This is a genomic window from Qipengyuania sp. CAU 1752, from assembly GCF_054482615.1.
The window spans coordinates 215,664-235,511 of the sequence record NZ_JBTLRE010000001.1 but is presented as its reverse complement, the minus strand read 5'-3'; the positions used below and the strand labels follow the sequence as shown (position 1 = coordinate 235,511).

Here is a 19,848-nt window from a genome sequence, read left to right as displayed (position 1 = left end):
TTTCGGGGAGCCGATGGCGCTGACGGCGCGGCCATGGGCTGCTGAAATGCTGCATATCTGGTTCCGCAGGCTGGGACCGGCAGACTGGTTTCGTGGCTCCGATCAGGTCGACGCCATGCTTACTCAGCGGTTTGCGCGCGAATGGCATGGCCTGCGTCATCGACCGGCGGGGGAGTTTCTCGCCTCGCCTGAATTGGCCCGCGCTGCAATCCTGTTGTTTGATCAGGTCCCGCGCAACATGTTCCGCAACGACCCGCGCGCCTTCGCTAGCGATTTGCTGGCGCAGGAAATTTGCCGCCGGTCGCTCAACGCGGGTTGGCATCGCGCTCTAGGCGCGAAGCAAGTGCAATTCCTCGCCATGCCACTGATGCACAGCGAAGATGTGGGCGACCAGGCGCGCTGCGTCGCCATTTTTGGCCGCCATGTGCCCGGAGCGCTGTCTTTTGCTCGCAACCACCATCGCATGATCGCGCGGTTCGGGCGCTTTCCCCATCGCAACAGCGTGCTTGGCCGTGAAACCACACCGGCCGAGCAGCGGGCGATTGATGCCGGCTTCAGTTGGTAGCCGGCTTTCAAAACGGCGCGATCTGCCCAAGGCAAAGTCCGGGCCTCGTCCGACGCGGTTGGTCATTTAATGCCCCGGCCCTCGCTGGCCGGGGCGCTCGAAGCCTACTCGTCCTCGTTGAGTTGTCCGCGAATGGCACCATTGGGGAATTCGGCCGTGTGCACATTCACATAGAACATGCGCGGATTGTCCTCGATGCGGTTTTGCTTCCACTCGCTGCCGTCGGTGCAACCCTTGTAGCCGCCCTCCCTGGCAGGGCGCAGGGTAAAGACGGGCGGACCATTGGTCCCGGCAGCGCCCATGTGGACATGCGCTGCAGTGATCGGCCCGATGCCACTGATCTTGTTGAGGTCCCAGCAGATCTGGCCGAATTCGTCGGCAACCGTAATCTCGGCTTCGCCGTAGCCATCGGTGTCGCCGCCGCCGACTTCGGCCGCGCCGGTTAGCGTGGCGTAATAGGTATCGCCGGTTTCCTCTGCAAAACCTTCCTCCAGCGTGGCGCAACCGGCCAGCGCCAACGATGATGCCGCCCCCAGCGCGATGAGATGTGCCTTGGTCATGTTTTTTTCTCCTCAGGGGTTCGTCGTAAAAACCCACCCATGTCCGCTGCAACGGCCGGGGAGGTGCACGCGTTCCCTGAGGGACGAGATTACCGGCGGTCTCGAATTTAGAGCCAGGTTAGCTACTTATCATTCCCACTCGATCGTTCCCGGCGGCTTGCTGGTATAATCGTAGACCACGCGGTTGATGCCCTGCACTTCGTTGACGATGCGGGTGGCGACATTGGTCAGGAATCCGGCGTCGAAGGGATAGACATCGGCAGTCATCCCATCGGTGCTGGTAACCGCGCGCAATCCGCACACACTGTCATAGGTGCGCGCATCGCCCATTACGCCAACGGTGCGGACCGGCAGCAGTACGGCGAAGGCCTGCCAGATGGCATCGTAGAGTCCGGCCTTGCGAATTTCCTCGAGATAGATCGCATCGGCCTTGCGCAGGATATCGCACCGTTCGCGCGTGACCTCGCCGGGGATACGAATCGCAAGGCCTGGGCCGGGGAAGGGGTGGCGGCCGACGAACATGTCGGGCAGGCCAAGCTCGCGACCGAGCTCGCGGACCTCGTCCTTGAACAGCTCGCGCAAGGGCTCAACCAGCTTCATCTTCATCCGCTCGGGCAAGCCGCCGACATTGTGGTGGCTCTTAATCGTGACGCTCGGCCCGCCGGTGAAGGAAACGCTTTCGATCACGTCGGGGTAGAGCGTGCCTTGGGCGAGGAAATCGGCCCCGCCGATGGCCTTGGCCTCGGCATCGAACACGTCGATGAAGGTCTTGCCGATGAACTTGCGCTTGGCTTCCGGGTCAGTGACACCGGCAAGGCCATCCATGAACAGCTCTTCGGCATCGACCGTGATGAGCGGGATATTGTAGTGGTCGCGGAACATGGTCTCGACCTGCTCGCGCTCGTTCTGCCGCAACAGGCCATGGTCGACGAAAACGCAGGTCAGCTGCTCGCCAATGGCCTCGTGGATGAGGATCGCGGCGACCGAGCTGTCGACCCCGCCAGACAGGCCGCAGATGACCTTGCCGTCGCCCACCTGTTCGCGGATTTCGGCAATCTTGGTGTCGCGATAGGCAGCCATGGTCCAGTCGCCGGCCAGTCCGCAGACATGGCGCACGAAATTGGCCAGCAGCCGGGCGCCGTCCGGAGTATGAAAGACCTCGGGATGGAACTGGGTGCCGTAATACTTGCGGGACTCGTCGGCGATCACCGCGAAAGGCGCGCCGTCACTGGTGGCGACGATTTCGAAACCGGGGGCAAATTTGGTCACCCGGTCGCCATGGCTCATCCACACCTGGTGGCGCTCGTTGATGGCCCACAATCCGTCGAACAGGCTGCAATTCTCGGTCACGGTCAGGAAAGCGCGGCCGAATTCGCCGCCACGAAATCCTTCGCCCAGTCCGTCGATACCGTGGCTGCCTTCGTGCCCCGGGCGCACTTCACCGCCAAGCTGCTGGGTCATGACCTGCTGACCATAGCAGATGCCGAGGATCGGCAGGCCGCTGTCGAACAGCACTTGCGGAGCGCGAGGGCTGCCTTCGTCGCAGACGCTGGCCGGGCTGCCGGACAGGATGATGCCCTTGGGCTTCAGCCGGTCGAAGGCGTCTTCGGCGAGGGTGAACGGGGCGATCTCGCAATAGACGCCGGCTTCGCGAACGCGGCGGGCGATGAGCTGGGTCACCTGGCTACCGAAATCGACGACCAGAATGGAATCGGGGAGGTGTGTTTCGTCCATGGCGCGGTGCGGTAGGCTGCCGCCAGTGGACTGTCCAGTTGCTGCTGTTGGCGCAGCCTCGAACACGTCGCAAAGCGTTTGGCTTTGGCGCGGGCCGCTATATCCTTTTTGTCTGGGACCAGCCGAAGCCCCGTTCATCTGTGCGAAAGAAAGCAAGAAAAACGGGTAAAATCAGCCTGACTGTTGCGCTTTGTGCAACACCAATCCGGCTTTTGTCACTTTCGCGCGAACCCGGGTTTCCCTATTTAATCGTCAAGCCGGGCGGCGGACCCCTCCTCTCTCCCCCCCCGAACGATGTGTTCGCCCCCGGTTCTCATCACAGGCAGCCAGCGCGCTCAGGCCCGCTTTGCTCCTGATTGATAATGAGGCTGGATCGCCAAGCGACAGCCTTGCGATTGAAACCATTGCCGCTCTCAAGAGCGCAAGGCCACGATCGATAAAGCCGCGAGATGCGGCCGCCACTCCTCTCCCAATCCCCCGGCGGCATGCATCTCGCGGCACCTTTCTGAGATATCGCCGGTCGAAGCCTGCCGCTGCCCCTGTAACCGTGAGAGCATCCGCGTCGAACCCCGGTGGCGACTGATCGATTATCCGATCCAGCCGCAGCAGGGGCGAGGGGCCGAATGATACCCCCCCGACCGGTTCGTCGCTCCTGCCACCCCGTTTTCGCCAGATTGCTAGTGTGCCAGTTGCGCGGCCCGCTCGCGCAGTTCGGTCTTTAGCAGTTTGCCGATATGACTGCGAGGCAACTGCTCGACACGGTGGAGGGCTGAAAGCCGCTGCGTCTTGCCAAGCTGCGCATTGACCGCGTTCAGGATATCGGGGACCTCCGCTTCGGCCACCCCATCTTCCAGTCGGACGAACCCTAGCGGGGTCTCTCCCCATTTCTCGCTGGGTATCCCGATGACGGCGGCCTCCGCCACCCTTGGCTCGGCCTCGAGCGCCGCCTCCAGATCGCTGGGGTAGATGTTGAAACCACCGGAGATGATCATGTCCTTGGCCCGCCCGACCAACTCGACAAAGCCGTCTCCATCGACCCGGCCGATATCTCCCATCCGCTGCCAGACTTCGCCGGTCTGCGGATCGGTCCAATAGACTTCACGGGTCTGCTCGGGACGGTTCTTATAGCCGGCCATCATGGTTTGCGAACGCCCTACCAGATTGCCGGGAGTTCCCGCTGCCACCGGCTGGTCGTTGTCGTCGAGGACCCTGAGTTCGCTGCCGGGAGCTGGACGTCCAACCGTGTGCAGCTTGTCGGGGAATTCGTGCGCCGCCAGCAGGCAAACGACCCCTCCTTCGGTCATCGAATAGATCTCGATCAACCCGCCTGGCATCCGTTGGAGAACCTCGCGTTTGAGCTCGGCGGAGAACGGTGCCGAGGTGCAGTATTTAAGCTTCAGCGACGAAAGGTCGAAAGTGTCGAAGCTTGGCTCAGCCATCAGGCGCTGATATTGCACCGGCACCAGCATGGTCACATTGGTGCGATCAACCTGGGCCTGTTCAAGCCATTTGGCGGCGTCGAACTTGCCCATGATCCGCACCATCCCGCCGGCCAGCAGCGGCGCGAGAAAGGCGACCATCGTTGTGTTCGAATAGAGCGGCGTCGATGCGAGCGCACGGACGTCGAGTTCGGCTTCACGATAAGACAGCGCAGTCGAGGCAAATTGCCGCCAGCGCATCTGGTGCGAATGGACGATGCCCTTGGGCACACCGGTGGTCCCGCTCGAATAGATGATATTGAATTCATCCTGCGGCGCGGGGTCAAATGCCGGGGCCTCGGTGCCTTCGGGCGCCATCCAGCTGTCGATTTCCTCCAGCGCCACATGGTCAAGATCGCGAAGGAAATCTGCGCCCAGTTCAGCACTCTTGGTGGCATCGATGAACAGGTGGCGAGCCCCCGAATCGCGCCCCATGCCTTCCAGTTGCAATCGGCTGGCGCTGGTGGTGAGTGGCGCAGCCACACCACCGGCTCGGACCGCAGCAAGGAATACGAGCGCGTAGCCGATGCTCGAGGTGCCGAGGATGGCGACCGATTGTCCGCGCTCGAGACCAGTGTCTAATAGTCTGGCTGCCAAGCGCTCGACCTTGTCGTCCAATTCGGCCCAGCTCAGTTCACCGGCGTCGTCGCGCATCGCGATCGCTTGCGGTTGCAGCCTCGCCCAGCCGGACAGAGCTGCAGGAAACGAGCCAAACGGCTGTTGCAGGATTTCGAGCATGGCTGGCTGGCTCCGGTAAATGAGGACGTCGCTGGGAGACTAGAATCACGGGATGGCTTTGACCAGCAGCTGCGCGCAACAACACCCTCTGCAGCACGGGTTGGGCCAAGTCGTGGACAAAGCGCCTCACCGGGCTCTCAAACCTTGGGAAATGCCCTCTTCGCGCCTATATCGTGGGCATGGACGAGAACACTTCTGAAAATGGCGGCGGCAACGCCAGCCAGCCCCCCGAAAAACAGCGTCAGAACGGCGAATATGGTGCCGATTCGATCAAGGTTCTCAAAGGCCTCGACGCGGTGCGCAAACGCCCGGGCATGTATATTGGCGATACCGACGATGGTTCGGGCCTGCACCACATGGTGTTCGAGGTATCCGACAATGCTATCGACGAGGCACTGGCCGGTCATTGCGACCTGGTCCTGATCGAACTCAACCCCGATGGATCGGTCTCGGTCGAGGATAACGGACGCGGCATCCCCGTGGGCATGCACAAGGGCGAAGGCGTTTCCGCGGCCGAGGTCATCATGACCCAGCTCCATGCCGGCGGGAAATTCGAGAATACCTCCGACGACAATGCTTACAAGGTTTCCGGCGGCCTCCACGGGGTTGGCGTCTCGGTGGTCAACGCCCTGTCGGAATGGCTCGAACTGGTTATCTGGCGCGACGGCAAGGAGCACTGGATGCGCTTCGAACTCGGCGTGGCCGTCAATCCGCTCGAAGTGCGCGGCGACGCGCCGCCGGTGACGAGCAATGGCGACGAGGACGGGTTGAAGAAGGGCACGCGGGTCACCTTCAAGGCCAGCGAAAATACCTTCAAGAACATCCTGGAATTTGATTTCGAGAAGCTCGAGCATCGCTATCGCGAGCTGGCTTTCCTCAATTCAGGCGTGCGCATCCTGTTGCGCGACCTTCGCCATGAGGACGTGCGCGAGCATGACATGTATTACGAGGGCGGGATCGCCGCCTTCGTCAAGTATCTCGACCGCAACAAGCAGCCGCTGGTGGCCGAGCCGATCTCGGTCTCGGCTGAGAAGGACGGTATCGGCATCGATGTTGCGCTGCAGTGGAACGATAGTTATTACGAGAACGTCCTCACCTTCACCAACAACATCCCGCAGCGCGATGGCGGTACACATCTTGCCGCGTTTCGCGCCGCGCTGACCCGCACGCTCAACAATTACGCCCAGAGCTCGGGCCTGATGAAGAAGGAAAAGGTCAGCCTGTCGGGCGAGGACATGCGCGAAGGCCTGACCGCGATCGTCTCGGTCAAGCTACCCGATCCCAAGTTCGGCAGCCAGACCAAGGAAAAGCTGGTCAGTTCCGAAGTGCGACAGCCGCTCGAAAGCCTGATGGGCGAGAAAATGGGCGAGTGGCTCGAAGAAAATCCCGGCGATGCGAAGTCGATCATCCAGAAGGTCATCGACGCTGCCGCTGCCCGCGAGGCGGCCCGAAGGGCCCGCGAAATGAGCCGCAAGGGCGCGATGAGTGTCGCCAGCCTGCCGGGCAAGCTGGCCGACTGCCAGGAACGCGATCCGGCCAAGTCGGAGTTGTTCCTGGTCGAAGGCGATTCCGCTGGCGGCAGCGCCAAGCAGGGCCGTGACCGCAAGACACAGGCGATCCTGCCGCTCAAGGGCAAGATCCTCAACGTCGAGCGCGCCCGGTTCGATCGGATCATCTCGTCCAAGGAAGTCGGCACACTGATCCAGGCGATGGGCACGGGTCTGCGCGACGAATTCAACCTCGACAAGCTGCGCTATCACAAGATCGTCATCATGACCGACGCCGATGTCGACGGCGCACATATCCGCACGCTGCTGCTGACCTTCTTCCACCGGCAGATGCCGGAAATCGTCAAGGCCGGGCATCTGTTCATCGCCCAGCCGCCGCTCTACAAGGTATCGAAAGGTCGCAGCGAAGTTTATCTTAAGGACGCGCGCGAACTCGATCGCTACCTGATCGACGCCGGTCTGCAGGGTCGCGTCCTCGACTCCGTCAGTTCGCAGCGCAGCGGTGCCGACCTCGAAGCGATGGTGGAACACGGGCTGCGGGTCCGCAATCTGATCGCTTACGCGCCGCGCAAGTACAACACTGATATCATCGAAGTGATGGCACTGGCAGGCGTGTTCGATCCACAGAACTTGGCTTCATCGCAATCGCTCGAGGCGGCGGCGGCACGATTGCAGATGGGTGATCCCGAAGCACGCTGGAGCGCGCGGCGAACCGATGATGGCGGCATCGCGTTCGAGCGCGTCTGGCGCGGAGTGACCGACGCCCATGTCATCGAGCCTAAATTCCTCGAAAGCGCCGAGGCACGCAAGCTGCACCGGGTCGCCGGAGAGGAAGCTGGCAGTTACGAGACAGCCGCGAGGCTGGTGAAGACTGGCGCAGATAGCTCCGGTGCGACCTCCGAGGGCGATGATGATGCCGAGGCAGAGGTCCCTTCCTTTGCCGACGATAACGCCATTACCCGCCCGACCCAGCTGCTCGACGCGGTGATGGCGGCGGGCCGGAAAGGCCTGTCGATCGCGCGCTACAAGGGTCTGGGCGAGATGAATGCCGAGCAATTGTGGGAAACCACGCTCGATCCCGATCACCGCGTGCTGCTGCAGGTCAAGGTCGAGGATGCCGACGTCACCGACGAGATATTCACCCGGCTGATGGGCGACGTGGTCGAACCGCGGCGCGAGTTTATTCAGGACAATGCTCTTAACGTCGCCAATCTCGACGTCTGATCGCCGGTGATCGCCGGCGTCGCCTTGTTGGTGATCCTGCTGGCGGTCGCATGGCTCGGTATTGTTGGCCTGATCTGCCTGTTTTGGCCCGAGCGTGCCCAGCAAGGGCTGGCGGCGATGGGCAGCAGCTGGGCCATCCATTTGGGTGAACATATCCCCCGGGCCGTGGTCGGTATCGCGATGATCGGACGTGCGCCGCTCTCCAAAGCGCCGCAAGCTCTGGAGGTGGGCGGATGGTTTCTGCTCGTCAGCTCTCTGGTGATCTTGGCGCTGCCGCGCCGTTGGCACAATGCCTACGCAGTTTGGTGGGCTCACCGGATCCCGCGCGGTGGATATCGGCTGATCGCGTTTCCCACGCTGGCGTTCGCTGTGTTGCTCACCTATATCACCTTGTAACGTCCAAGAGGGAACCTGTCCTGATGTCGTCGAGCGCCTTGGCCATCCATTCGCGGCAGGAGCATATCCGCTACCTCGCCCTGGCGGCGGGCGCGTTGCTGATTCTGCCATTCGTGCCTTTCGGCAATTTTGTGCTCTATCCTTTCATGATCCTGTCGACCTGGTTCCACGAGATGGGGCACGGCCTGGCCGCGATGGCCATGGGCTTCGATTTCGAACGCCTAGTGCTGCTGCCAGACGGTTCGGGTTTCGCGCAATATAGCTTCCCCGAAAGCGCAGGCCGGTTTGCCCATGCCGTCGTCGCCGCCTCGGGGCCGATGGGGCCAGCGCTGGTCGGTTCGGCGCTGATCCTCGCATCCCCGCACGAGAAATTGTGGAAGCCCGCGCTCTACACGCTCGCCGCGGTCATCGCGTTGTCGACCACGATCTGGGTCCGTTCATTGCTGGGCTGGATCGTCTTGCCCGGTATCGCGCTCCTGCTCATTGTGATCGCCACCCGCGGCTCGCCGGCTCTCGAGCGATTCGCCCTTCAGTTTCTCGGCTTGCAGGCGGCCCTGAGCATGTTCCAGCAGTGGGATTACCTGATGGTGGAGGGCGCTGTGATTGCCGGCCGCGAACAATTGTCCGATACCGGAGCTATCGAAGCCTACCTGCTTTTGCCGCATTGGCTGTGGGCGGGCTTGATCATTGGCCTTGCAGCGCTGATGATAGGGGCCAGCCTGCGCTATGCGCTTTCCGAGAAGCGTATTCCCACCAACTGGCAAGCACGGATTTCGCGACGATGACTCCACCGCCATCGGGCTCGCCCCCGCCCGCTACTCCGCTAGGAAGCGATGTCGAAAGGCTCGGCTTCCTGCTGTTCCTGGCGCTTGTTTCAATTGCCCTGGCTTGGGTCGCCTGGCCATTTATCGTCCCGGTAATGTGGGCGGCGCTGGCGGCGATCATGTTCCAGCCACTTTATCGCTGGATTCATGACCGCAATCCACGCAGCCCGAGCAGCAGCGCGTTCGCGACTTTGCTGATCATAACCGTCGTAATCCTGATCCCGGCCTTGTGGATCGGATCAATCGTGATTGGGCAGGCTGCGCGCGTCTTTGTCGCCTTTCGCGATGGCGATATCGATGTCGCCAACTGGTTTGCAGAAATCTTCAACGCCTTGCCGGAGCGGATCCGCGACTCTCTCCAGAACGAAGGACTGGGCGATTATACGCTGGTCCAGGCGCGGTTGCAGGAACTGGCGACGCAGAGTGCTGGTTTGATCGCCCAGCAAGCGGTTGCCATCGGTGGTGGCGCGCTGGCTTGGTTCCTTGCCTTTGGCGTCGGACTTTACGCTACGTTCTTCCTGCTGCGCGACGGGCGCCGCACCGGCGCAGCCATCGTCCGCGCGCTCCCGATCGAGCGGAGCATCGCCGACAAGCTGGCCACGCAGTTTCTCGCTGTGGTGCGCGCGACCGTGAAGGGTTCGGGCGTGGTGGCGCTCGTGCAGGGCGCGCTCGGAGCGATTACCTTTTGGATCGTGGGGATGCCCTCGGTGGCCTTGTTCGGTGTGCTGATGGGCATATTCTCGCTGTTGCCAGCAGTGGGTCCAGCCATCGTCTGGGCCCCCGCCGCAGTCTGGCTGCTGGCGACCGGAGCGATCTGGCAAGGCGTGGTGGTCATTATTTCCGGCGTGGCAGTGATCGGCGTGGCCGACAATGCGTTACGGCCGATCCTGGTCGGTCGCGATACCGGCATCCCCGATTGGGTCGTGTTGGTGACGACCCTGGGCGGGATCGGCGTGGTCGGCCTGTCGGGGATAGTGCTCGGCCCATTGCTCGCGGGATTGTTCATCGCCGGCTGGTCGGTCCTGGCCGAACAGCGCGGCATCCCGGCAGGCGATATCCCAGCCGACGACAAAAGCTGACCGGGTTGGCGCATGGCATATGATGCAATCATCCTCGGCGGTGGGGCGGCAGGGCTGTTTTGCGCTGCAATCGCCGGGCAGCGCGGGCGGCGGGTGCTGGTGCTGGAGCGCGCGGAGAAAGTCGGCAAGAAAATCCTGATCTCGGGCGGTGGACGCTGCAATTTCACCAATATCGGGGCCGGGCCGGATAATTACCTCTCGGCCAATCCGCATTTCGCCAAGTCCGCTCTGCGTCGTTACACGGCGCGTGATTTCGTTGCTCTTGTCGATCGCCATGGCATCGACTGGCACGAGAAAACGCTCGGCCAATTGTTCTGCGACGGTTCGGCCCAGCAGATCGTGCAGATGCTGCTCGATGAATGCGAGAAGGCCCGCGAAGTTGGCGGCGAGGTCACTATCCTCACCGGACAAGACGTGACTGAGGTGGTGCGCGATGACGGCCGTTTCGCCGCGATGGCCTCCGGTACGGCCCACACTGCTGACCGGTTGGTTATTGCCACCGGCGGCCCCTCGATCCCCAAGATGGGGGCGACAGATTTTGCTTATCGTCTGGCGCGCCAGTTTGGGCTCAAGATCGTAGAGCCGCGACCAGCGCTGGTGCCGCTGACGCTGGGCGGGGAGGACGTATTGTTCCGCGAACTTTCGGGCGTGGCAACGGACGTTGTGGCGGGTGCGGGCAAGGCGCGCTTCGCCGAGGCGGCGCTGCTGACCCACCGTGGGCTTTCCGGTCCGGTAATCTTGCAGGTATCAAGCTATTGGAAACCGGGTGAAGCGATCTGGATCAACTTTTGCCCCGTCGAAAAAGGCGACTGGCTGATTGCGCGCAAGCAAGCCACGCCCAATGCGACCCTGGCCGGAGTGCTACGCGAAAACATGCCCGAGCGACTGGCGGCGGCGCTGGCCGACCGGGTGGGTTTGCCGGGACCGCTACAGGGCGCCGCCGACAAGGCGCTGCGCCGTGCGCAGGACCGGCTGGCGCGTTGGCAGTTCCATCCCAATGGCAGCGAGGGATTTGCCAAGGCCGAAGTGACTGCCGGCGGCATCAGCACGGCAGAATTGTCGAGCCAGACGTTGGCGGCGAACAAGGTGCCGGGACTGTACGCAATCGGCGAAGCGGTCGATGTGACCGGCTGGCTAGGTGGCTATAATTTCCAATGGGCTTGGGCGAGCGCCTGGGCCTGCGCGCAGGACCTTTGACCAAGGCCCACCAGCATCAATCGGTTCCGGCTGTGCCCTCATTCAAAGTTGTTTCCCGGATCTGTTTGGCCTGTTTCTCCAGTACCTTGTAGCGCTCGTAATCTGGCATATTGGAGCGCAGGAAGGCGGCGATCCTGCCGAGGTCCTCGCCGTAATTTCCGCTCGGCATTATCGGCTCGCTAAAACCCAGTGCGCGGCGTTCATTGCATACCCATGCGGCGACGATCGGCACACCGGCAGCCATGGCGATGTTATAAAAGCCCGATTTCCAGCTTCCGTCGGTTGACCGGGTGCCTTCTGCAGCGATCACCAGCGCCAGCTCATCACGGCGGGCGAACTCCTCAGCCACTTGCTCGACGGCATTGGCGCGTTTGGTCCGGTCGATCGGAATCCCGCCCATGTCGAGCATGAAATTGCGCATGAAGCCCTGGAACAAAGTGTGCTTGCCCATGAAGCTGGGGTGGATGCCCTGGGCTTCGGTTGCACCGATAAAGAACACGAAATCCCAGTTGGAAGTGTGCGGCGCACCGGCGATCACGAACTTCTTCAGCCCACGTGGCAGGTCGCCTTCGATCTTCCACCCCTTGAGGCGATAGATGCCGATGATGATCCGGCGCACAATCCGCGACAGCAAATTGGGTTTGCGCCGATGATTATGGGGCGGCTCGTTCGTCATTTCCTCTCCTTCCACGCGCCTAGCAGCGCTGGACGGAAAAGCGAAGCAATTGACGGGTCATAGCGGCGCAAAAAGGGGGCGGCCCTTGCCAAGCCGCCCCTCGTTGCATTGCTGCTGTTCTTACCCGAACGATGCGTCAGTTATTGAGGTCCTGCGGAGCCACCGGGCTTCCCAGTTCGGGTTCGCGCGTGAACGGTTTGTCGTCACGGCGGTAGCGTTCGCCCGACACGACGACTTCGCCCTTGTCGTCGGGACTGAGCGTCGCATCAACGGGAAGGCGGACGAGATCGCCGTTAGAGAAGGCGAAATATCCGATCCGGCCATTGTAATCGTTGATGATGAAGCGATAGCCATCGTCGGCCCGGGTGTAGCTGCCGGTCTTGGTCTCACCCGTGTCGGTCTTGTATTCGTAAGTACCCGCCGAGGTGTCGAGGGTGATGCGGCGGCTCGTTCCGTCAGCATCGGTAACGGTGTAGGTGCCCGAAGCGTCCTTGGCTTCGTCCAGTTTGGTAGCGGCGGTCGACTCGCTGTCGTCGGTGTTCGCAGCGTCCACGTCATCGGCCGCGACAACGTTTGCGGTATCGGCGGCTGCAGCGTCGACGTTCTCGACATCGTCACCACATGCGGCCAGCAGAGCCAGCGGCGCTGCGGCGGCAAAAATCATCGGTAATCTCATTGCGTTTCCTCCTGGTGTAGGGATGGAGGGGCAACGCGCTGGCCAACCAAATGTTTCCACATGGCGCCGATTACATTCGGAAAACGCCGAATTGCGGCCTCTCGGGGATTGGCGCTTCGAGCGCTGCGGCGAAGGCAAGGCCGAGGACATCGCGGGTCTGGACCGGGTCGATGACCCCGTCATCCCATAGCCGCGAAGTGGCATAATAGGGATTGCCCTCGTCCTCGTATTTCTGGCGGATCGGAGCCTTGAAGGCCTCGGCCTCACGTTCGTCCCATTTGTCCGCATCGCGGTGGACCGTGGCGAGCACGCTGGCGGCCTGTTCGCCACCCATTACGCTGATCCTCGCATTGGGCCAGGTAAACAGGAAGCGCGGGCCATAGGCGCGCCCGCACATGCCATAATTGCCGGCCCCGAAGCTGCCGCCGATGACCACGGTGACCTTGGGAACGGTGGCGGTCGCGACCGCAGTCACCAACTTTGCCCCGTGCTTGGCGATACCTTCGGCCTCGTATTTGCCGCCGACCATGAAGCCCGAAATGTTCTGCAGGAACAGCAGCGGGATGCGCCGCTGGCAGGCCAGCTCGATGAAATGCGCACCCTTTTGCGCGCTTTCGGAGAACAGCACGCCATTGTTGGCAAGGATCGCCACCGGCATCCCCCAGATATGGGCGAAGCCGCACACCAGCGTGCTGCCGAAATGCTGCTTGAACTCGTGGAACTCGGATCCGTCGACCAGCCGGGCGATAACTTCGTGCACGTCATAGGGTGCGCGAACGTCGTCGGGGACGAGCGCATAGAGATCGTCGGCATCGAATTTGGGAGGGCTCGGTTCGCGAATGGCAATTTCCGCTGCCGCGCCCGTGTTCTCGCCCAGATGGCTGACAATATCGCGCACGATGGTCAGCGCGTGCTCGTCATTCTCGGCCAGATGGTCGACCACGCCCGATTTTTTCGCGTGGAGATCGCCGCCGCCAAGATCCTCGGCAGTGATTTCCTCTCCTGTCGCGGCTTTCACCAGCGGCGGTCCGGCGAGGAAGATCGTGCCCTGGTTACGGACGATGACCGTTTCGTCGCTCATGGCCGGAACATAGGCACCGCCCGCGGTACAGCTGCCCATCACGCAGGCGATCTGCGGGATTCCCATCGCGCTCATATTGGCCTGATTGAAGAAGATGCGCCCGAAATGATCGCGGTCGGGAAACACCTCGGCCTGGTGCGGCAAATTGGCTCCGCCGCTGTCGACGAGATAGATGCAGGGCAGCCGATTTTCCTGCGCGATTTCCTGCGCGCGCAAGTGCTTCTTGACCGTCATCGGATAGTAGGTGCCACCCTTCACGGTGGCATCGTTGCACACGATCATCACTTGGCGACCGGACACCCGGCCGACCCCGGCGATCAGGCCGGCCCCGGCGATATCACCTCCATACAGGTCGTTGGCAGCAAGCTGGCCGATCTCGAGGAAAGGACTGCCGGGATCGAGCAGCCGTTCGACCCGCTCGCGCGGCAACAGCTTGCCGCGCGACACATGGCGCTCCCGGTGTTTTTCGGAGCCGCCGAGCGAGGTCTGTTTTACGCGGGCGCGCAAATCTTCGGCCAGCGCCTGATTGTGGTCAAAGCGTGCGCGCGCTTCCGGGCTTTCGCGGTCGAGCGTCGAGGTGAGGACGGGTGCGGTCATGCGGGCTCCGGTTGGTCGGTCTTGCCCGTTTGGCGGGGCTTGGCGAGCAGGTAGCGATAGACGCCGATAACGTTGATCACCAGCAGTCCAACGTTCTGCCAGCCGATCCCGGAGCCCTCGTCATTGAGGAATCCCCAGGCAATCAGCGCGATGGAACTGGTGACGAAGATCACAAAGGCCCAGCCGGTCGGCCGTGTGCCAAGGTTGAGCGAGACGATGAAAGCGGCAAGCAAGCCGGCGGCCGCGCCATACCATTGGAAGATGTCGAGCAGCGTTTCGCTCATCGCGCAATTCCCCTGTGCCAGCGCATCGCGCAGATTACCCCGCCGCCCCGATCAGCTCGCGGCCGATCAGCATTCGCCGGATCTCGTTTGTCCCGGCCCCGATATCCAGCAGCTTGGCATCGCGCATATAACGCTCAACCGGCCAGTCGAGCGTATAGCCGGCACCGCCCAGCGCCTGGACGCTTTCGGCGGCGACACGGAAGGCATTCTCGCTTGCCAGCAGGATCGCACCTGCGGCGTCAAAGCGGGTTGTATTACCCGCGTCGCAGGCCTTGGCGACGGCATAAGTATAAGCCCGCGCGGATTGCAGTGCGACATACATGTCGGCCACCTTGGCCTGCATAAGCTGGAAGCTGCCGATGGGTTTGCCGAACTGCTTGCGCTCGCGCAGATAGGGAATGACGGTATCCAGGCAGGCCTGCATGATGCCCAGTTGCAGGCCCGACAGGACCACGCGCTCGTAATCGAGCCCGCTCATCAAAACGCCGACCCCGCCATGCAGCGGACCCATCACGTTTTTCTCGGGAACTTCGCAATCGTCGAACACCAGCTCTGCGGTGGGCGAACCGCGCATGCCGACCTTCTGGATCTTCTGCCCTATTGAGAATCCGGGCATGTCCTTTTCGATGAGGAAGGCGGTAATGCCGCGACTGCCTTGTTCTGGGTCGGTCTTGGCATAGACGACCAGCGTATCGGCTTCGGTGGCGTTGGTGATCCAGAACTTGGTGCCGTTGAGCACGTAGCCGCCCTGGACGCTCTCGGCCTTCAATTTCATCGAAACGACGTCAGAGCCGGCGCCCGCCTCACTCATGGCGAGGCTGCCGACATGCTCGCCAGAAATCAGGCCGGGCAGGTACTTGGCCTTCTGTTCGTCATTGCCCCAACGGCGGATCTGGTTGAGGCACAGGTTCGAATGTGCGCCGTAGGACAGACCGACCGAAGCGCTCGCCCGGCTCACTTCTTCAACCGCGATGACGTGTTCGAGGTAGCCGAGCCCCAGTCCGCCATGCTCCTCCTCGACAGTGATGCCATGCAGGCCGAGATCTCCCATCTGCCGCCACAGCTCTCGCGGGAACCAGTCTTCGCGGTCGACCTTTTCGGCCAGCGGCGCGATCTGCTCATCAGCGAAGCGTGCGGTGCTCTCGCGAATCATCTCGGCGGCTTCGCCAAGCTGGAAGTCGAACTGGGGGGTGGCTCGCATCGGTCATCGTCTCCTTGCTGGCGCGCATAGCAAGCTGCACGGGCGGCGCAAACCGGTTGCAAGTGAAATCGTCGTTCGACAGCGGGGGCAGCTTGCCAAACGATTGCCGATATGTTGGGGTATTTCGCGACATAAGTGACTGGACTCCCCTTTCAGTGAACGATGCATCTCCACCTCATTGGCCCCATGGCAAGTTGCCTGCACCCGAACTGTGCGAGGATGGCGAGCGTTTGCGCGTGCTCAGCGGATTCGGCGTCGATGGCTTGCAGGATGACCCCGAGCTCAACGAGATCGCGCGCTTTGCTGCTACGCTGTGCGATGCGCCGATTGCACTGGTGTCGGTGGTCGAGAAAGAGCGGCAGCGGTTCTTGGCTCGGCGCGGCCTGACTGTTCTCGAGACCCCGCGCGAGTACAGCTTTTGCGCCCACGCCATGCTGGGCGACAAGATCTTTGTGGTCAACGATGCCACCACCCATCCCAGTTTTGCCACCAATCCGCTGGTTACCGGCGAGCCGCATATACGCTTCTACGCCGGCGCCCCTCTCGTCAGCCTTGAAGGCGCGCCGATGGGCTCGCTCTGCATCATTGACGGCAAGGTGCGCCCTGAAGGTCTTAGCAAGACGCAAGAGCAGGGATTGATAGTTCTGGCGACGGCAGTGATGCGGCGCCTCGAGGCTCGTCGGCAGGACCAGCGCAGCGAGCGCAAGTTGATGCGGTCGAACCGCCGGTTGCGCTCTATCATCGATAGTGTCCCCGACATTGCCTGGTCGGCCAAACCGGGGCTGGTGTTCGACCAGTTCAATGCGCGCTGGCGAGAAGTGACGGGCCTGGAAGAGCCGCGCAGTACACAGGACTGGCAGGCCGCATTCCATCCCGATGATTGGGATGCGAGCCTGGCGAAATTCAAAGAGGCGGTCGAACAGTGCAAGGATCACGAGGATCAATGGCGCTTGCGACAGACCGACGGGACCTGGCGCTGGGTGCTGTCGCGCGCCGTGCCGTCTAACGACGATCCGGAGCGGGCGCATTGGTTCGGCACGGTCACCGATATCGACGATACCTACCGCGAAGCCGAGCGGCAGGAAATGCTCGCCAACGAGCTTGCGCATCGCATCAAGAACATTTTCTCGGTCATTGCCGGGCTGGTAAAACTGCGCAGTCGCGGCAAGCCGGAAGTGAAGTCTTATGCCGAGGAGCTGGAAGATACGATCCGCGCCCTTGGGCGCGCACAGGATTTCGTCATGCCCCTGCGTGCCAAGAAGGGCGACAGCCTCCGCGCGCTGCTCGACATCCTTACCGCCCCCTATGGTTCGAACGACGAGCGCCAGGTCCACGTCAGTGGTGATACCGTGAAGATCGGCTTCCACTCGGCGACTCCGATGGCCCTGGTTTTTCACGAGCTTGCCACCAATTCGGCCAAATACGGAGCGCTCAGCCTGGCAAACGGGCGCATCGACGTGAAGCTCGAAACCACCGGAACATCGATCCGCGTCGACTGGATTGAAAGTGGTGGACCGGCCGTTAGCAAGCCTACTTCTTCGGGTTACGGCTCGCGCCTACTGCAACTGAGCGTGCAATCTCAGCTCAACGGAACGATCGAGCAGGAATGGGCCGAAGACGGACTGCGCGTGCATATGGTGATCCCTGCCACTTCACTGGAAAACTAGCGCTCTTCCGTTTGCGGCGTGGCAGCCCTAGGCTCGCGCGCGATGGCTCAAGATCCTGTTCCGGCACTGACCTTCGACAGCGTCAGCAAGTCCTATGGTGAACTCGTAGCGGTCGACTGCGTCTCGCTGGAGATTGCCGCCAGCAGTTTCGTCGCGCTGGTCGGAGCATCGGGATCCGGGAAGTCGACCCTGCTCAAGACGGTCAATCGCCTCGTCGAACCGACATCCGGCAAGGTCCTGTTCGAGGGTAGCAACGTGGCAACATTGCCATTGCCCGCCTTGCGCCGCCGGATCGGCTATGTCTTCCAGTCGATCGGCCTGTTCCCGCATATGCGCGTGGCCGAAAACATTGCCATTGGCTCGCGGCTGGCTGGCGAGGCGCTGAGCCAGTCTCGCATTGCCGAGTTGCTCCAACTCGTCGATCTCGATGCCTCCTACCAAGATCGGATGCCCGACGAACTTTCGGGCGGGCAGCGCCAGCGCATCGGTGTCGCCCGCGCGCTGGCCGGGGATCCGCACCTGTTGCTGATGGACGAGCCGTTCGGGGCGCTCGACCCGATCACCCGCGACGCACTCGGCCAGCGTGTGCGCGAACTGCATCGCAGCCTCGGGCTGACCACGGTGATGGTTACCCACGACATGGCCGAGGCGATGCTGCTGGCGGATCGTGTGCTGGTGATGGATAGCGGGAAGATCGTCGCCGACGAAACGCCGCGCGCCCTGCTGGCCGGTGCTGGCGGAGAGATCGCGCAGGGCCTGGTCGCGGTGCCCCGGGCGCAGGCCGAAGCGCTGGCGGAGCTGGAAAAGTGAGCGCGATCTGGCAGATCATGTTGGGCCTTGGTGACAAGCTCGCCGCCCATGTGCTGCTGGCGGCCAGCGCCATCGCTCTCGGTATTCTCGTGGCCTTGCCGCTCGCAGTGTGGGCGAGCCGCAATTCAACGGTTCAACGCGCAGCGCTGGGCTTTGCCAGCCTTGTCCAGACCATTCCTGCATTGGCGTTGCTGGCGCTGTTCTTCCCGATCCTTCTGAGCTTGCGCGCGGTATTCGGAGAAGGGCTGCCGACGCTCGGTTTCCTGCCGTCGCTGCTGGCACTCGCCCTCTATGCCCTGCTGCCGATCCTGCGCAACGCCGTTACTGCGCGCGACAATATGGAGGCGGGCGTGCTCGAGGCTGCCGACGCGGTCGGGATGAGCGCGTGGCAGAAGCTGCGGATGGTCGAGGCTCCCCTTGCCGCACCATATGTGATGGCAGGCATCCGCACGGCGGCGGTGTGGACCATCGGCGCGGCAACGCTGTCGACCACCATCGGCCAGCCGAGCCTTGGCGATCCGATTTTCGCGGGCCTGCAGACGCAGAATTGGTCGCTGGTGCTGGCAGGATGTCTTGCCTCGGCAGCCCTCGCACTGGTCGCCGATGCGCTGCTGGGTGCAATCGAGCGTGGGTTTGGGCAGCGTCGGCGCGTGCTGGTGTGGGGCGGGGCAGCGGTGGCGGCGCTCGGCATACTGGTCTCGGCCTGGACGCTTTATGGAGGTGGCGGCGATGATGACGATACGATCACCATCGCCGCCAAGTCTTTCTCGGAGCAATATATCCTCGCCCGGCTGATCGGCGGACAGCTGGAGAAGGCCGGATACAGGGTCAGATACCGCGACGGGCTCGGCTCGGCGGTGGTTCACAACGCCGTCAGCACCGGGGCGATCGATATCTCGATCGATTACACCGGCACCATCTGGACCAATAATCTCGGCCGCAGCGACAATCCCGGGCGCGAGGAAATGTACCGCGCGATCAAGGACTGGGAGGCCGAGCAGACCGGCACGCTGGTGCTCGGCAAGCTCGGCTTCGAAAATGCCTATGGGTTGGGGATGCGCGAGGACCGCGCGCGCGAGCTGGGCATCGCCAGCATTACCCACCTCGCGTCAGCGGCGCCGCGCCTGGTCACCGGCGGCGATCCCGAATGGTTCGAACGGCCCGAATGGGAGGCGGTGCGCGATGCCTATGGCCTGCGCTTCGCCCGCCAGCGCAACTTCTCGCCGACCTTCATGTATAACGCGCTCAAGTCCGGCGAAGCCGACGTCATCAGCGCCTATACTTCCGACGGTCGGATCGTGGCTGACAATATCCGCATTCTGGATGATCCCAAAGGTGCACTCCCCAGTTACGATGCCTTGATCATGATCGCGCCCGGACGGGCGAGCGATACCCCGCTTCTGTCTGCGCTCGAACCGCTGCTCGGCGCGATCGATGTCGAACTGATGCGCGAGGCCAATTTGTCTGTCGACCGGACCGATGGCGAAAAGAAAAGTCCGCGCGAAGCTGCTGCGATGATCGCCCGCCGGATCGGCCTCGAACCCTAGCTCCGC

Annotated in this window: 17 protein-coding genes; 9 read left to right on the top strand and 8 right to left on the bottom strand. The window is 62.5% G+C overall.

The annotated features are described in order from the left end of the window. The first annotated feature begins 13 nt into the window (after nucleotides 1–13). Complete coding sequence (locus ACXYL9_RS01070; RefSeq protein ID WP_459037740.1) at nucleotides 14–565, top strand: DUF924 family protein; 552 nt, start codon at nucleotides 14–16, stop codon at nucleotides 563–565. A gap of 104 nt (nucleotides 566–669) precedes the next feature. On the opposite strand, the gene ACXYL9_RS01065 is transcribed toward ACXYL9_RS01070, so the two are convergent. From ACXYL9_RS01065 to ACXYL9_RS01055, 3 genes are all read right to left on the bottom strand, one after another. Then, entirely contained in the window at nucleotides 670–1,125 is a 456-nt protein-coding gene (locus ACXYL9_RS01065) for a CHRD domain-containing protein (protein ID WP_459037739.1), read from the bottom strand. A 129-nt stretch (nucleotides 1,126–1,254) separates the two neighbouring features. Continuing rightward, nucleotides 1,255–2,859: a glutamine-hydrolyzing GMP synthase gene (gene guaA / locus ACXYL9_RS01060; protein WP_459037738.1), complete on the bottom strand. Its 1,605-nt coding sequence runs from the start codon at nucleotides 2,857–2,859 to the stop codon at nucleotides 1,255–1,257. Between the two features lie 677 nt (nucleotides 2,860–3,536). Beyond that, a complete protein-coding gene (locus ACXYL9_RS01055; protein ID WP_459037737.1) occupies nucleotides 3,537–5,075 on the bottom strand; it encodes a class I adenylate-forming enzyme family protein in 1,539 nt (512 codons plus the stop codon). Nucleotides 5,076–5,254: 179 nt separating this feature from the next. Here ACXYL9_RS01055 and gyrB point away from each other — a divergent pair, with 179 nt between their 5' ends. From gyrB to ACXYL9_RS01030, 5 genes are read left to right on the top strand one after another with little or no spacing between them, the layout of a single operon-like run. Further along, nucleotides 5,255–7,807: a DNA topoisomerase (ATP-hydrolyzing) subunit B gene (gene gyrB, locus ACXYL9_RS01050; RefSeq protein ID WP_459037736.1), complete on the top strand. Its 2,553-nt coding sequence runs from the start codon at nucleotides 5,255–5,257 to the stop codon at nucleotides 7,805–7,807. A 6-nt stretch (nucleotides 7,808–7,813) separates the two neighbouring features. After that, nucleotides 7,814–8,203 carry a hypothetical protein gene (locus tag ACXYL9_RS01045; protein ID WP_459037735.1) on the top strand — a complete coding sequence of 130 codons (390 nt, stop codon included), beginning with the start codon at nucleotides 7,814–7,816 and terminating at the stop codon, nucleotides 8,201–8,203. 23 nt (nucleotides 8,204–8,226) lie between these two features. After that, nucleotides 8,227–8,988 carry a M50 family metallopeptidase gene (locus tag ACXYL9_RS01040; protein ID WP_459037734.1) on the top strand — a complete coding sequence of 254 codons (762 nt, stop codon included), beginning with the start codon at nucleotides 8,227–8,229 and terminating at the stop codon, nucleotides 8,986–8,988. Next, nucleotides 8,985–10,106, top strand: coding sequence for an AI-2E family transporter (locus ACXYL9_RS01035; RefSeq protein WP_459037733.1), 1,122 nt, complete (start codon nucleotides 8,985–8,987; stop codon nucleotides 10,104–10,106). The genes ACXYL9_RS01040 and ACXYL9_RS01035 overlap by 4 nt, the downstream gene beginning before the upstream one ends. A gap of 12 nt (nucleotides 10,107–10,118) precedes the next feature. Next, nucleotides 10,119–11,303: a BaiN/RdsA family NAD(P)/FAD-dependent oxidoreductase gene (locus ACXYL9_RS01030; protein WP_459037732.1), complete on the top strand. Its 1,185-nt coding sequence runs from the start codon at nucleotides 10,119–10,121 to the stop codon at nucleotides 11,301–11,303. Nucleotides 11,304–11,319: 16 nt separating this feature from the next. On the opposite strand, the gene ACXYL9_RS01025 is transcribed toward ACXYL9_RS01030, so the two are convergent. The 5 genes from ACXYL9_RS01025 to ACXYL9_RS01005 all read right to left on the bottom strand — a co-directional run bounded on the left by ACXYL9_RS01025 (nucleotide 11,320) and on the right by ACXYL9_RS01005 (nucleotide 15,818). Next, on the bottom strand, nucleotides 11,320–11,979 hold the full coding sequence (locus tag ACXYL9_RS01025) for a lysophospholipid acyltransferase family protein (RefSeq protein WP_459037731.1): 660 nt from the start codon (nucleotides 11,977–11,979) through the stop codon (nucleotides 11,320–11,322). A gap of 136 nt (nucleotides 11,980–12,115) precedes the next feature. Further along, nucleotides 12,116–12,655 (bottom strand): hypothetical protein, encoded by a 540-nt coding sequence (locus tag ACXYL9_RS01020; RefSeq protein WP_459037730.1) that lies wholly within the window; start codon nucleotides 12,653–12,655, stop codon nucleotides 12,116–12,118. A gap of 70 nt (nucleotides 12,656–12,725) precedes the next feature. After that, complete coding sequence (locus ACXYL9_RS01015; RefSeq protein ID WP_459037729.1) at nucleotides 12,726–14,333, bottom strand: carboxyl transferase domain-containing protein; 1,608 nt, start codon at nucleotides 14,331–14,333, stop codon at nucleotides 12,726–12,728. Further along, nucleotides 14,330–14,617 (bottom strand): hypothetical protein, encoded by a 288-nt coding sequence (locus tag ACXYL9_RS01010; protein WP_459037728.1) that lies wholly within the window; start codon nucleotides 14,615–14,617, stop codon nucleotides 14,330–14,332. The genes ACXYL9_RS01015 and ACXYL9_RS01010 overlap by 4 nt, the downstream gene beginning before the upstream one ends. 34 nt (nucleotides 14,618–14,651) lie before the next feature. After that, the gene (locus ACXYL9_RS01005; RefSeq protein WP_459037727.1) at nucleotides 14,652–15,818 is read right to left on the bottom strand and encodes an isovaleryl-CoA dehydrogenase; all 1,167 of its coding nucleotides are present in this window, start codon (nucleotides 15,816–15,818) and stop codon (nucleotides 14,652–14,654) included. A 194-nt stretch (nucleotides 15,819–16,012) separates the two neighbouring features. Between ACXYL9_RS01005 and ACXYL9_RS01000 the strand changes: the two genes are divergently transcribed. The 3 genes from ACXYL9_RS01000 to ACXYL9_RS00990 are packed head-to-tail and all read left to right on the top strand — an operon-like array spanning nucleotide 16,013 to nucleotide 19,842. Next, on the top strand, nucleotides 16,013–17,485 hold the full coding sequence (locus ACXYL9_RS01000; RefSeq protein WP_459037726.1) for an HWE histidine kinase domain-containing protein: 1,473 nt from the start codon (nucleotides 16,013–16,015) through the stop codon (nucleotides 17,483–17,485). A 42-nt stretch (nucleotides 17,486–17,527) separates the two neighbouring features. Continuing rightward, nucleotides 17,528–18,295 (top strand): ATP-binding cassette domain-containing protein, encoded by a 768-nt coding sequence (locus tag ACXYL9_RS00995; RefSeq protein ID WP_459037725.1) that lies wholly within the window; start codon nucleotides 17,528–17,530, stop codon nucleotides 18,293–18,295. Further along, nucleotides 18,292–19,842, top strand: coding sequence for a glycine betaine ABC transporter substrate-binding protein (locus ACXYL9_RS00990; RefSeq protein ID WP_459037724.1), 1,551 nt, complete (start codon nucleotides 18,292–18,294; stop codon nucleotides 19,840–19,842). Before ACXYL9_RS00995 ends, ACXYL9_RS00990 begins: the two co-directional genes overlap by 4 nt. Nucleotides 19,843–19,848: the final 6 nt, after the last annotated feature.

Coding starts and splice junctions, on each gene's coding strand:
- ACXYL9_RS01015 (WP_459037729.1), bottom strand. CDS start 14,333: ATGACCGCACCCGTCCTCACCTCGACGCTCGACCGCGAAAGCCCGGAA.
- ACXYL9_RS01025 (WP_459037731.1), bottom strand. CDS start 11,979: ATGACGAACGAGCCGCCCCATAATCATCGGCGCAAACCCAATTTGCTG.
- ACXYL9_RS01035 (WP_459037733.1), top strand. CDS start 8,985: ATGACTCCACCGCCATCGGGCTCGCCCCCGCCCGCTACTCCGCTAGGA.
- ACXYL9_RS01010 (WP_459037728.1), bottom strand. CDS start 14,617: ATGAGCGAAACGCTGCTCGACATCTTCCAATGGTATGGCGCGGCCGCC.
- gyrB (WP_459037736.1), top strand. CDS start 5,255: ATGGACGAGAACACTTCTGAAAATGGCGGCGGCAACGCCAGCCAGCCC.
- ACXYL9_RS01030 (WP_459037732.1), top strand. CDS start 10,119: ATGGCATATGATGCAATCATCCTCGGCGGTGGGGCGGCAGGGCTGTTT.
- ACXYL9_RS01020 (WP_459037730.1), bottom strand. CDS start 12,655: ATGAGATTACCGATGATTTTTGCCGCCGCAGCGCCGCTGGCTCTGCTG.
- ACXYL9_RS00995 (WP_459037725.1), top strand. CDS start 17,528: ATGGCTCAAGATCCTGTTCCGGCACTGACCTTCGACAGCGTCAGCAAG.
- ACXYL9_RS01040 (WP_459037734.1), top strand. CDS start 8,227: ATGTCGTCGAGCGCCTTGGCCATCCATTCGCGGCAGGAGCATATCCGC.
- guaA (WP_459037738.1), bottom strand. CDS start 2,859: ATGGACGAAACACACCTCCCCGATTCCATTCTGGTCGTCGATTTCGGT.
- ACXYL9_RS01055 (WP_459037737.1), bottom strand. CDS start 5,075: ATGCTCGAAATCCTGCAACAGCCGTTTGGCTCGTTTCCTGCAGCTCTG.
- ACXYL9_RS01065 (WP_459037739.1), bottom strand. CDS start 1,125: ATGACCAAGGCACATCTCATCGCGCTGGGGGCGGCATCATCGTTGGCG.
- ACXYL9_RS01070 (WP_459037740.1), top strand. CDS start 14: ATGGCGCTGACGGCGCGGCCATGGGCTGCTGAAATGCTGCATATCTGG.
- ACXYL9_RS01005 (WP_459037727.1), bottom strand. CDS start 15,818: ATGCGAGCCACCCCCCAGTTCGACTTCCAGCTTGGCGAAGCCGCCGAG.